This is a genomic window from Corynebacterium sp. (assembly GCF_022712275.1).
GTDB lineage: Bacteria > Actinomycetota > Actinomycetes > Mycobacteriales > Mycobacteriaceae > Corynebacterium.
This window is the reverse complement of the sequence record NZ_JALAGU010000053.1, coordinates 141,362-153,703: the sequence shown is the minus strand read 5'-3', so window position 1 is coordinate 153,703 and position 12,342 is coordinate 141,362. Positions and strand designations below refer to the sequence as shown.

General features: G+C 67.1%; 13 protein-coding genes. 6 read left to right on the top strand and 7 right to left on the bottom strand.

What is annotated here, in order from left to right; genetic code table 11:
- The first annotated feature begins 18 nt into the window (after nt 1-18).
- From Q0A27_RS13805 to Q0A27_RS13795, 3 genes are read left to right on the top strand one after another with little or no spacing between them, the layout of a single operon-like run.
- Nucleotides 19-1,038, top strand: a complete 1,020-nt coding sequence (locus Q0A27_RS13805; RefSeq protein ID WP_291476287.1) for an ABC transporter ATP-binding protein — start codon at nt 19-21, stop codon at nt 1,036-1,038.
- Nucleotides 1,038-1,859, top strand: coding sequence for an ABC transporter permease (locus tag Q0A27_RS13800; protein ID WP_291476286.1), 822 nt, complete (start codon nt 1,038-1,040; stop codon nt 1,857-1,859). The genes Q0A27_RS13805 and Q0A27_RS13800 overlap by 1 nt, the downstream gene beginning before the upstream one ends.
- 43 nt (nt 1,860-1,902) lie before the next feature.
- The gene (locus Q0A27_RS13795) at nt 1,903-3,114 is read left to right on the top strand and encodes a Bcr/CflA family efflux MFS transporter (protein ID WP_291476284.1); all 1,212 of its coding nucleotides are present in this window, start codon (nt 1,903-1,905) and stop codon (nt 3,112-3,114) included.
- Between the two features lie 23 nt (nt 3,115-3,137).
- Here Q0A27_RS13795 and Q0A27_RS13790 read toward each other — a convergent pair whose 3' ends face one another.
- From Q0A27_RS13790 to Q0A27_RS13765, 6 genes are all read right to left on the bottom strand, one after another.
- The gene (locus tag Q0A27_RS13790; RefSeq protein WP_291476283.1) at nt 3,138-3,677 is read right to left on the bottom strand and encodes a MarR family transcriptional regulator; all 540 of its coding nucleotides are present in this window, start codon (nt 3,675-3,677) and stop codon (nt 3,138-3,140) included.
- Between the two features lie 80 nt (nt 3,678-3,757).
- Nucleotides 3,758-5,236: a cardiolipin synthase gene (gene cls, locus Q0A27_RS13785; protein WP_291476332.1), complete on the bottom strand. Its 1,479-nt coding sequence runs from the start codon at nt 5,234-5,236 to the stop codon at nt 3,758-3,760.
- Between the two features lie 61 nt (nt 5,237-5,297).
- The gene (locus Q0A27_RS13780; protein WP_291476282.1) at nt 5,298-6,077 is read right to left on the bottom strand and encodes an exodeoxyribonuclease III; all 780 of its coding nucleotides are present in this window, start codon (nt 6,075-6,077) and stop codon (nt 5,298-5,300) included.
- Nucleotides 6,078-6,080: 3 nt separating this feature from the next.
- Nucleotides 6,081-7,196, bottom strand: a complete 1,116-nt coding sequence (locus tag Q0A27_RS13775; RefSeq protein ID WP_291476280.1) for a GNAT family N-acetyltransferase — start codon at nt 7,194-7,196, stop codon at nt 6,081-6,083.
- A gap of 6 nt (nt 7,197-7,202) precedes the next feature.
- Nucleotides 7,203-7,850, bottom strand: coding sequence for a peptide deformylase (locus Q0A27_RS13770; protein ID WP_291476279.1), 648 nt, complete (start codon nt 7,848-7,850; stop codon nt 7,203-7,205).
- 18 nt (nt 7,851-7,868) lie between these two features.
- The gene (locus Q0A27_RS13765; protein WP_291476278.1) at nt 7,869-9,191 is read right to left on the bottom strand and encodes an MFS transporter; all 1,323 of its coding nucleotides are present in this window, start codon (nt 9,189-9,191) and stop codon (nt 7,869-7,871) included.
- A gap of 59 nt (nt 9,192-9,250) precedes the next feature.
- Between Q0A27_RS13765 and Q0A27_RS13760 the strand changes: the two genes are divergently transcribed.
- The 3 genes from Q0A27_RS13760 to Q0A27_RS13750 are packed head-to-tail and all read left to right on the top strand — an operon-like array spanning nt 9,251 to nt 11,524.
- Entirely contained in the window at nt 9,251-9,460 is a 210-nt protein-coding gene (locus Q0A27_RS13760; protein ID WP_291476277.1) for a DUF3263 domain-containing protein, read from the top strand.
- Between the two features lie 15 nt (nt 9,461-9,475).
- On the top strand, nt 9,476-10,315 hold the full coding sequence (locus Q0A27_RS13755) for a LytR C-terminal domain-containing protein (protein ID WP_291476276.1): 840 nt from the start codon (nt 9,476-9,478) through the stop codon (nt 10,313-10,315).
- 30 nt (nt 10,316-10,345) lie between these two features.
- Nucleotides 10,346-11,524: a glutamate--cysteine ligase gene (locus Q0A27_RS13750; RefSeq protein WP_291476275.1), complete on the top strand. Its 1,179-nt coding sequence runs from the start codon at nt 10,346-10,348 to the stop codon at nt 11,522-11,524.
- A gap of 168 nt (nt 11,525-11,692) precedes the next feature.
- Here the strand turns inward: Q0A27_RS13750 and Q0A27_RS13745 are convergent, their stop codons facing one another.
- The gene (locus tag Q0A27_RS13745) at nt 11,693-12,313 is read right to left on the bottom strand and encodes a hypothetical protein (protein ID WP_291476273.1); all 621 of its coding nucleotides are present in this window, start codon (nt 12,311-12,313) and stop codon (nt 11,693-11,695) included.
- Nucleotides 12,314-12,342 lie beyond the last annotated feature (29 nt).

Genomic DNA, 12,342 nt, shown 5'->3' with positions numbered 1-12,342 from the left:
TATGGCACCATAGTTGCCATGATCGAAGTTCAGTCACTGACCAAGAGGTACGGTCCCGCGACGGCCGTGGAGGACCTGTCCTTCACGGTGGAGTCCGGGATCGTCACCGGATTCCTGGGCCCGAACGGCGCCGGTAAGTCCACCACCATGCGGATGATCACAGGTCTTGACGAACCGACCGCGGGCTCCGCGACCGTCGACGGCAAATTGTACCGCGACCTGGACCGCCCCCTGACCAGGGTCGGCACCCTGCTGGACGCCAAGTGGGTTCACCCCAACCGCAGCGCGGCGAACCACCTGAAGTGGATGGCCGCGGCCAACGGGATTCCCCGGAAGAGGGTTGACGAGGTCCTCGACCTCGTCGGGCTGTCCCATGTGGCAGGACGCAAGGCCGGCAAGTTCTCCCTCGGCATGGGGCAGCGTCTCGGCCTGGCGGCCGCGCTGCTCGGCGACCCGGACACGCTCATTCTCGATGAGCCGGTCAACGGTCTGGACCCGGAGGGTATCCGCTGGGTGCGCGACTTCGTCCGTTCCCTGGCGGCAGAGGGCCGGACCGTGCTCATCAGTTCCCACCTGCTGTCGGAGATGTCGCTCACCGCGGACCGGCTCGTGGTCATCGGCCGGGGTCGTCTCGTCGCGGACACCACCACGCACGACTTCATCAGGAACTCCTCGGAGTCCACCACCGTGGTGCGTTCGGAGCATCTCGACCAGCTGGAGAAGGCTCTCGGTGACGAAGGGATCGAGACTGAGCGGTCCACCGACGACGACGACCGGGCCATTCTCGTCGTCCGCGGCACCTCACCGGACGACATCGGCCGCATCGCCTTCTCCTACGGACTCATGCTGCTGGAACTCTCGGAGCGCCGGGCGTCCCTGGAGGACGCCTTCATGCAGATGACCGGCCACGCCGTGGACTACCAGACCGGGGGCGTCCCCGATCCCGGGCAGGACGCCGGAACGGTCGGGCAGCAGCTGCCCGGTATCACGGATCTTCCCGGCATCGTCCGGGACGTCAACCAGGGAAGGGCGAACTGATGCTGCTCGACACCATCAACGCCGAGTGGATCAAGCTGCGCTCGACGAAGAGTTTCTACTGGACCACTGCCCTGATCGTCCTTTTCGGGATCGGGTGGGCGATGCTCATGGGCTTCGCCAACGGGTACGCCTTCCAGCAGGCCCTGGACGACCAGGACGCCGAGACCATCGCCTCGCTCGGCGACCCGGCCGACCTCTTCGATGCCTCGAACGGTGTCTCAGGTCTGGGGCTGTTCGGCATCATGATCGTCATCATCCAGGCGGTCATCCTCGTCACCGGCGAGTACGGCAACGGTACCGCGAAGCTGGCGGCGCTGGCCGCACCGAAGCGCTGGCAGATGCCGGCCGCCAAGGTGATCGTCTACGGCGTCATCTCGGCCATCGTCTTCTTCGTGATGAGCATCGTCAGCATCGGGCTCACCAAGCTGATGGCGGATGCCCAGTTGGACGACACGTCACTGACCGAAGGACTCTCGATGTCCGCAGACGGTGCCTGGAGCGTCGTCCTGCTGATGACCCTGGCGGCTGTCCTCATCGTCATGATCTCGGTCGGCGTGGGGTACATGCTGCGCCGCACCGCCGGGGCGGTGGCCCTGCTGCTGCTGTGGGCGCTGCTGCTCGAGGACCTGGTCGGCATGATCCCGAAGGTCGGTGACTGGGTCACCCCCTACCTGCCGTTCAAGAACCTCAACGCAGGTATCTACCAGAGCGCCCTCGATGACGCCCCGTGGGGCATCGGTGGTTCGGTGATCTACTTCGTGGTCTGGGCGGTGGCCATCTACGTCGCCGGAGTGGTCGTCCTGCGTCGCCGCGACGTCTGAGCGGTCGTGTGAGTACCGTGACCGGCCGGTAGTCTGAACTGCTGTGACATCTCATCCCACACCCGATACCCCGGCCGCCCGTCCCACCCGCCCGGCACTGCCGTTGGGGATGCTCCTCGGCATCGCTCTGCTGTCCACGGCGGGGCCGTTCGGCACGGACATGTACCTGCCGAGCCTCCCGGAGATCTCCGACGAGTTCGGGGTCACTGATTCCGTCACCCAGCTGACGATCACCGGATTCATGGTCGGTATGGCCCTCGGGCAGCTCGTCATGGGGCCGCTGTCCGACCGGGTGGGACGCCACCGCATGCTGATCACCGCATCGGTCGTGTGGTTGGTGGCCTCTGTCGCCTGTGCTCTCGCCCCCGGCATCGGACTGTTCACCGTCGCCCGGTTCTTCCAGGGCGCCGCCGGCGGTACCTGCGTCATGCTCGGGCGGTCGATGATCGCCGACCGGGCCTCCGGCGCGGCGGCGGCCAAGGCACTGTCCACGATGATGGTCTTCACCGCGGTCGCGCCGATCCTTGCACCGGTCGTCGGCGGTGCCGTCGCGGGCGTCGCCGGCTGGCACAGTGTCTTCTGGGTGCTGGCCGCGGTGGGCGTCCTCGAGTTGTTCGTCGCGGTGTCCCTGCCGGAGACCCTCCGCACCGAGAACCGGGCCACCGGCTCCCTGGGTGATGTCTACCGGCGGATGGGCGGGTTGTTCCGGATCCGCCCCTTCGTCGGCCACCTCACGGCCTTCGCCGTGGGCTTCGGTGTCTTCTTCAGCTTCGTGTCCGGCTCGTCCTTTGTCATGCAGGACCAGCTGGGGCTGTCTGCCGGGGCCTTCAGTCTCGTCTTCGCCGGCAATGCGGTGGCGATGGTGGTGACCAACCTGGTGAACGCCCGGATCGTCGGTCACTTCGGACCGGCGACACTGCAGCGGACGGGGCACATCCTGCTCGTCGTCGGCGCGGTGTCCCTGCTCACCGTTGCTCTGGTCGCACCGTCACTGCCCGCGGTGATCGTGTGCACCGCGCTGCTGACAGTCGGCACGGCCCTGAACATGGGCAATACGACGGCGCTGGCGATGGATCTGTCGCGGGGACGCGCCGGGGCCGGGTCCGCCCTGCTGGGTGCGGGTCAGTTCATCACGGCGGGAATCGTCTCGCCGCTGGTGGGACTGGGGGAGGACGGCCTGCTGACCATGGCGGTGGTCATGGTCGTCTGTGCGCTCGTCGCAGCCGCCTCCGGGGTTGTGGGGCGGCGCGGCTGACGAGGGGCTGCGTCCTACCGGTCCTACCTCTGCCGCTGGATGTCCTCGATGAGGCTCTCCGCGGCGATGGACAGGTTGCGCAGGGCGGGAACACCGCGGCGCAGCTTGGCCAGGTCCCGGCCGTCCATGCGGGTGGCGGCGCGGGAGATGAGCAGTGCCCACTCGTCGGTGACGGAGTTCAGCATCTCGATGCCCTCCTCCGAGAGGAAGAGGTCCTGCGCGCGGCGGTCCTGGTCGTTGGCACGACGCAGGACCAGGCCCGAGTTGATGAGCCGACGGACCGTCGCCGAGACGTTCGATGCCCGGAGGAAGCGGAGGCGGGCGATGTCGGAGACGCCGCAGCCTGGGTGCTGGGAGACGAACTGCAGCACCTCGATCTCGGACTGGGAGATGGCCAGCTTCTGGTTGGGGCGGTCCATCAGCCGTCGCAGGGCCGAGAGGAAGTCGTAGACGGCGGAGGCGATCTCGGTGACGTCGACATCGGGCAGGATCTCTGCTGCACGATGGCCGCGGATCTGTTCCCGGGACGCTTCGTAGATGTCGTCGACAGTCTCGTTGGTCATGGTGGGACTCCTTGTCAGGTGCTCTTTCCGGGTTGCAGGTCATTGCACAGCCAAAAGCGGATGACCCCATTGTAAAGCACTTACTGGAGCGCAGAGGTCAGACGGGCCACGTTATCGATGTAGCGGCGGCTCCTCGCCCGCGTGTCCCACTCCTCTGAGGTGAGTTCTGTGCAGGCCTCGCGGTATTCGCCGGCCAGAGCGGTCATCTTCTCCAGCAGGGACCCCTCCGCCGACATCAGGGTGATTTCGTAGTTCAGTCCGAAGGACCTCATGTCCATGTTCGAGGAGCCGGTGCACACGACCTCGTGGTCGGCGATCATGAACTTCGAGTGGAGGACCGCCGGGTACGGGAACCGGCGGATACGGACCCCGGCCCGGAGCAGTTCCGCGTAATAGGAGGACTGGGCGTGCTCGATGAGAGGCTGGTCGGCCTTCTCCGAGACGAACAGTTCGACCTTCACACCCCGGTAGGCGGCGGTGGTGATCGCCTCGAGCAGTGACTCGTCCGGGATGAAGTAGGGGCTCACCAGGACCAGCGACTTTTTCGCGTGGTGGACGATCGAGGTGAACAGGCGCAGGTTCGGTTCGGTGGTGAATCCGGGACCGGAGGGGATGATCTGCAGCATGTCGGGCCGGCTGGACAGCCACTCGGTGGACTCCGAGGGGGTGAGCAGCGGCAGTTCCTCACCACATTCGGTGAACCAGTCCACGGCGAAGACCGAGTTCAGCAGGGCGACCACCGGGCCGGTCATCTCCGCCATATTGTCGATCCAGTGGCGCCCTTCCCTGATATTCCCCTTCATGAGGTAGGAGGAGTCGATCATGTTCTGGCTGCCCATGAATCCGGTGTGGCCGTCGATGACCAGGAGCTTCCGGTGGTTGCGCAGGTCAGGCCGGCGGAATCTCCAGCGCCAGGGCTGCAGGGGAAGCATGACCAGCCACTTCACCCCGATCTCGTCGAGCCGCTTGCCGAGTGTCCGGTAGCCGGGGTACTTCCAGCTGCCGACATGGTCGAACATGTACCGCACGGTGACCCCCCGCTTCACCGCCCGTTCCAGGGAGCGGAAGAAGACGTCTGTCGTGTCGTCCCAGGCGGTGATATAGATCTGGACGTTGACGTAGTCCTGTGCGGTGTCCACCGCCTCCGCCATCCGGGTGATCGATCCTTCGTAGTCGGAGTGGACCGCAACCACCGTGCCCGTCGTCGCGGGCATGGCGGTGAGCTGTCGGTTCAGGGACACCAGGCTGCGCAGTTCCGGTGTGAGGGTGTAACCCTCCGGGACGTCCGGCTCATCGCGGCTGATGGTCCGCAGCATCTCATTGGCGGAGTTCTGGATCTTGTGCCGTCGACGGTTGATGTACGGTGACCCGATGAGCATGAACAGGGCGATACCGATGAACGGCAGCAGGAAGATCGCCAGCAGCCAGGCCATCGCGCTCGACGGCTTGCGCTGCGACGGCACATAGCCGACGGCGATGATCTTCACGACGAGGTCCAGCCCGAGGAGTATCCACGCCCACCAGACCAGACCGCCGCTCACGGTGTGGAGGAGCGACATTCCGAACCAGTCCGGGGTCATGAAGTTCCAGGCGGACCGGAAGGCGTCCCAGACCCCCATGTCAGCCCTCGACCGGTGCGTAGGCCACGATGACGGGAGCGTGGTCGGAGGCACCCTTACCGCGGCGCTCATCGACGTCGACCCAGGGCTCCGGGTCGTCAGCCGGTGTGATTCCACGGCAGTACTGCAGGTCGATGCGGATCCCCTGGCCGCGCTGGAAGCGCATCGCCTGGTAGTCCCAGTAGGAGTACCGGCCGCGCAACGGGGCGGTCGCCTCGGTCAGGCCGGCGTCCTCCAGGTGCCGCAGGGCGGCACGCTCCCGCGGGGTGACATGGGTCTTGCCGACGAAGAACGAGGGGTCCCAGACATCGTCGTCGGTGGGGGTGATGTTGAAGTCACCGGTGACCACCGTCGGCCGGTGCTCCTGCTCCGCATAGGACGCCAGGGCATCGAGGAAGTCGAGCTTGTAGGTGTAGTGCCGGTCGGAGATCTCCCGGCCGTTGGGCACGTACAGGCTCCACACCCGCACCCCGCCACAGGTCACGCCGAGGGCCCGGGCCTCCTGCTCCTGTGGGGCGGCCGGATCCTTGTCGAAACCGGGCTGACCGAAGTCCGTGGTCACCTCGTCGATGCCGGTGCGGGAGAGTACGGCGACTCCGTTGAAGGAGCCGAGTCCGTGGTGGGCCTGCTCGTAGCCGGTGTCGGAGAAATCAGGGAACTGTGCGTCGGTGCACTTCGTCTCCTGGAGGCACAGGACGTCAACGTCGGAGCGGGAGAGGAAGTCACGTACCCGGGCTTCCCGGGTGCGCACGGAGTTGATGTTCCAGGTGGCGACACGCATGCCCTACACAGTATCGGGAATGAGGACGCAACGGTGCCGGTGGTGCTCGGAAAACCCCAGGCCGTGGTAGAGGCCACGTCCGGCGAGGTTCGTCGCGATGACCTGGAGGTAGCTTTCCGTCGCGCCCTGTGCCGCTCCCCAGTGCAGCATCGCGGTGCCGAGCAGGGTACCGAGACCACGTCGGCGCCATGCGGGTGAGACCTCGACCGCGGAGTAGCCCAGGAACTGGCGTCCGCCACCCTCGGTGACGGTGCCCCGGGTGACGGCGACGGTCTCTCCGTCGACGGTGAGCCGGGCGAAGCCCAGGGCACCGTCGAGCCGGGCGGCGAGCAGCCGCAGGGCGTGCTCCGGCAGTGGCTCACCACGGAAGTGGTAGAGCTGCAGCCAGGCCTCGTCGGGCTGGTCGTCGACGCGCAGGTCCAGGCGTCCGGCGAGTTCGACGGGCGGCTCCGGGACAGCCGGGAGGGTAGTGGAGCCGGTGGCGCCGGTACCCAACCTGCGGGTCATCACGCTGATCTCCGGACCGCGCTGTGCCCCGGGGACGGTGAGCAGCGGCTCCGCGGGTCGGCTGATCCGGTCGGGCAGCAGCAGGCGGGTCGGGAGGTTGTGGGAGCGGTAGAACGCGTGGATCTCCTCCAGCGGGACCGGAGTGGTTCCGGCCCCGGGGCCGAGCGGGACCGCGGAATTGGACCGTTCGGTGATCCCGTCGCCGGCGCGGGCCAGCCAGCCACCGAAGTCGCGGTGCTCCAGACCCGGGAAGGCCCGTGCGGTGGCGGTCTCGACAGCCCGGATGTCACTGGTGCGCACCGGCCTCGCGTGCAGGGTCTTGAGCACCACCACGGCACGCACCGGGATACGGTGCAGCTCGCCCGCGGCGTCCTCCACGGTCAACGGGTCGAGCGACCGCAGGACGCCGATGACGTCACTGACCAGGGGACGACCGGTGTCCGGGTTGAGGGCGGGACGTCCGTCGTCCCCGGGCACCAGGTGACGCACTGTGGCGCGGGCGCCGGTGTGCACGCTGACCGGGTCGGTGTGCCGTGAGACGGGGAAGGGCAGACCTGTCTCCTGCGGTGGGCGTGCGCCGGCCCGGGCGCCGGAGAAGGAGGTGTCGTTCATCGCGGGTCAGTCGTCGTGACCGAAGGGGTCGGCGTCCACCCCCGGGAGCCAGGAGTTGCCGGGGACGGTCCATCCCTCACGCTTCACCATCTTCTTCGCCGCGCGGGCATTGCGGCCGATCAGCGTGTCGATGTAGAGGTGGCCGTCGAGGTGACCGGTCTCGTGCTGCAGGCAGCGGGCGAAGAATCCGTAGCCCTCCACGCTCGTCGGCTCGCCGTGCTCGTCGGTGCCGGTGACGCGGGCCCAGTCGGCGCGGCCGGTGGGGTAGTCGTAGCCGGGGACCGAGAGGCACCCCTCGACATCGTCCTCGGGATCCGGCATGGTCTCCGGGATCTCGCTGGTCTCCAGGACCGGGTTGATGACGCAGCCGCGGCGCATCGGCCCACCCTGTGCCTCGATCTCCTCCTCGGACTTCCGGGTGCCGTCAGGACCGTCGATGTCGGGGCAGTCGTAGACGAATACCCGCAGGCCGACGCCGACCTGGTTCGCGGCCAGGCCCACACCGTGGGCCAGCTCCAGGGTCTCGTACATGTCGGCGATGAGGGTGGACAGTTCGGTCCCCTCGCCGAGCTGGTCGGCGGCCGGCTCGGTGACCGGGGTGGTGGGGGTGTGCAGGACGGGATCGCCGCAGATGACGACAGGAAGAACGGACATGCCGTCCAGAATAACCCGCTAGACGTGCAGGTCGGACTTCTCCACCGACTTCGGCACCGCGAGTACCGCGATCAGGGAGATCAGGCACATCGCGCCGAGGTAGATACCGATCCACCAGGAGTCGCCGGTGTTGTCGAGGATCATCTGCGCGAAGGTGGACGCGAAGGCGCCACCGAGGATCGAACCGATGGCGTAACCGATCGAGGTGCCGGAGTACCGCACGTCCGCCGGGAACATCTCGGCGTACAGGGCACACTGCGGGGCGTAGGACGCCGCCAGGCCGAAGGTGAGGACGACGATCGCGAAGGTCATCGAGCCGGTGGTGCCCTTGTCGATGAACCACCACATCGGCACGACCCAGGCGATGAGCAGCACATAGCCGATGGCGAAGGTGACGCGGCGTCCGATACGGTCACTGATCCAGCCGCTGTAGATGGTGAGGAGCAGCCAGGCCACACCACCGGCGATGGCGGCGACGAGGGTCTGCGACTTCTCCATGCCCAGGGTCTTGGTGCCGTAGGAGGAGAAGAAGGCGATGATCATGTAGCCGGTGGCGTTGTTGCCGGCGAAGATCAGGGCGGCGAGCAGGACGTTCTTCCAGTGGTCACGGAAGAGGCGGCCGAGCGGTGCGGACGCGGCCTGCTGACGCTCCTGCATGTCCAGGTAGACCGGGGACTCCTCGACGGAGCGACGGATCAGGTAGCCGACGACGATGAGCACCAGGGAGGACAGGAAAGGCAGACGCCAGCCCCAGGACTCGAAGGTGTCGTCGGACATGGAGGTGTTCAGCAGGAACATGAACGAGGTCGCCAGGATCAGGCCCAGCGGGACACCGATCTGCGGGTAGGCGCCGAACAGTCCGCGCTTCTCGCGCGGGGCGTGCTCGACGGACATGAGGGCGGCGCCGCCCCACTCACCGCCGGCGGAGAAGCCCTGCAGGATGCGCAGCAGGATCAGCAGGACCGGTGCGGCCACGCCGATGGTCTCGTAGGTCGGCAGGACGCCGATGAGGGCGGTCGCGAGGCCCATTCCGACCAGGGTGACCACGAGGACGGTCTTGCGTCCGTAGCGGTCACCGAGGTGGCCGGCGATGATCGCACCCAGGGGGCGGAACAGGAAGCTGATGCCGATCGAGGCCCAGGAGAAGATCTGGGCGAGGTTGTCGCTGCCGACGGGGTCGAAGAACAGTGGCGCGAAGATGAAGGCCGCGGCCTGGGCGTAGATGAAGAAGTCGTACCACTCGATGGTGGTGCCGACGAGGGTTCCGGCAAGGACCCGCTTCTCTTCGCGGGTACGTCTACCGGGCGCCTGGGCGGCCGAATCGTTGATGGCTGTAGTCACAGGGGCTCCCTGGGGCTGGTCATGAATGAACGTCAGTAGGACCGTTACACTCTACGGTCATGGCGGCGCTGAGTGAACAGGAACGGGAGATTCTCGCGTTCGAGCATCTGCGGTGGTCGGCGTCAGGGGCGAAGGAAGAGGAGATCCGACGCCGGTTCGGGGTGGAACCGTGGCGGTACTTTCAGCAGCTCAACGCACTTATCGAGCGTCCTGAGGCGCAGGAGGCCGACCCGGCCATGGTGAGGATACTGCGTGAACGGCGTGACTGAAGTTACTATTGGGGCGTGACTGAGCAGAACCGACCGCGGCATTCCCGGGAGCCTGAGCAGGGCCCGTACGACAATTCCGGCTACGACGACTCCTACGACGACTCCTACGACGACTCCTACGACGAGGCCTACGACGAGGCCTACGCCTACCCGGCGGCGGCTACCGGCGCAGGTGCTGCCGGCGCTGCCGGAGTGGCCGGCACATCAGGTGAACCGCCGGAGAAATCCGGCCCGCCGCTGCGTGGCCTGGCCATGATCCTCACCGCCGTCGCCGTGGTCCTCATCATCTGGGGTGCCTTCTCCCTGTTCGGTGGCGACGATGACTCCGACGACACAGCATCCGGCCCGGACACCTCCGCCACGGCCGCCGCACCTGCCCCCGGTGAGGCTGACCAGGGTGCTTCCGAGGCTGCAGGCGCCGACGACGCCGACGGTGCCGACGGTGCGTCGAACGACTCCTCCTCGTCCGCGCAGGCTCCCGTTCCCGGCGACGAAGCCGGCACCGGGGATTCCGCTGCCGAGGTCGACCGGGGCATCGGGGTCACGGTGCTGAACAACAGCACCGAGTCCGGTCTCTCCCAGTCGGGTGCGGACCGGGTCCGTGACAGTGACTGGACCAATGTCGGCTACGGCAACCTCCAGGGTCGTATCGAAGGCATCAGCGAGGAGTCCCGCGTCTACTACCCGGAGGGCAACGCCGCAGCTCAGGCCGCTGCCGAGCAGGTCGCTTCCGACCTCGGGCTGACCGCCGCGCCGGGCAACTCCGACTACTACGACCGCTTCGGTGAGGCCGCCATTCGTGAGGGCGGTACGGCGGACGCCGTCGTCGTCGTCCTGACTGGTCCGCTGGGGTGACCGGCCTGCTGATGCAGTAACATCGGCGCCATGGAATTCCCCGGTTCAGCACCGACGGTCGGTATCGAGTGGGAGGTCGCCCTCGTCGACCCGGTGACCCGCGACCTCGTCGCGAAGGCCCCGGAGATCATGGCGGAGCTCGACCGTCGGTACCCCGGGCACACCATCACCCGCGAGTTCCTCGCGAACACCCTGGAGATGGTGACCGGCGTCCACGAGACGATCCCGGACGCCGTCGAGGACCTCCGTGGTCAGCTGGCGAAGATCATGACCGTGGCGGGGGAGATGGGGGTCAACGTCTTCTCCGCGGGGACGCACCCCTTCGCCCACTGGGGTGACCAGGTGCTCAGTGAGAAGCAGAGCTACAACGAGATCATCGAACGGACCCAGTACTGGGGACGCCAGATGCTCATCTGGGGGATCCATGTCCACGTCGGTGTAGGAGGCAGAGACCGGGTCTGGCCCATCATCAACGCGGTGATGACGCAGTACCCGCACGTGCTCGCGCTGTCGGCGTCCTCCCCGGCCTGGGAGGGCCTGGACACCGGCTACGCCTCGAACCGCACCCTGCTGTACCAGCAGCTGCCGACGGCGGGCATGCCCTACCAGTTCTCCGACTGGGACGAGTGGGAGGCGTTCAACGTCGACCAGGACCGGTCCGGGGTGATCAACCACACCGGGTCGATGCACTTCGACGTTCGCCCTTCGAAGTACGGCACGGTCGAGGTCCGGTTCGCGGACTCCACCATGGAGGTCCGTGAGGTCGGCGCCATCGCCGCATTCATCCACTGCCTCGTGGCGTACTACGAGCGCGAGTGGGAGGCAGGCCGTGACCTGCCGACGCTCCAGTACTGGCATGTCGCGGAGAACAAGTGGCGTGCCGCCCGTTACGGGCTGGACGCGTTGATCATCACCGACCGGGAGACCACCGAGCGGCTGGTCACCGACGACCTCGCCGACTGGGTGGAGCGTCTGACCCCGTTGTCGGAGGATCTGGGGTGTGCTGCGGAGCTCGCGGAGGTCTCCCGGATTGTCGAGCGCGGCGGTGACTACGCCCTGCAGCGGGCGGCTGCCCGTGAGGCCGGCGCAGCGCTCGAGCCTGGTGTGCGCACCCGAGGTGACGCCGGTGCAGAGCAGGGCTTCACCCAGCCGGAGGCGTGGATCGCCGCAGTCGACCTCACGGTGGAGACGCTGAAGAAGTCGCTGTAGAGACCGGGTGCGACTCGACCGGTTGGTCTGAGGCCGGGGAGCCACCCTGCCGGGTCGTACCTGTGCCGGGGTAGGCGCCGGGTCGGGTGCCTCAGGGTGGTCCGGGCATGAAAAACCACCCCTGAACTCCCGATCCGGGCGCATACAGGGGTGGTGGGCAAGAAACCCTCAGCCGTGCAGGCGGGTGGCGGCGGAACCCAGCGCGGCGGCGATGGAGGTGTCCCGGTCGGCACCGAAGCCCACCGCCCAGCACTTCGCGGTCTTGTGCTGTGCGTAGATGAAGGTGACCGTGGCCTCGAAGATGTCGTACTGGTGAAACTCGAGGATCTCCACGCGGCGACCGTGGTCGGCGAGGATCTGGGTCATGGCGGAGGCGGAGCCCATCGAAGTGATGGAGACGCGGGTCGACATACCGTCACGCAGCCCGGTGATCGCGAGCTCGTAGCTCTTCCGGCCGGCGGTGAGCTTCGTGGTACGCAGTGACTCGACCCGGATCGCATCCGGAGCGTAGGTCTCGATGAAGGTGCGCCACTCCATGCCACGGGTCTCCTGGCGCATGCCGGCGGGCAGGCGGCGTCCGAAACGGGCGCGGAAGGGATCCTCGGCGAAAGTGCGGGTGCGACGCTTCTCGATGCGGGGGAGGGGCTGCGCCGTCCGGTAGGTCACCGAGCTGGATCGGCGGGCGGAGGGGCGCAGAGCGTAGCTCGCCTGCTCATCCCTGGAGGATTCAGCGTTGGCGAAGCGGATCAGGGTAGTGGAAGACATCCGGTAATCCTGTGGCTCGAACATGAATATGCAGTTCCCTTGAACGGTGGTGA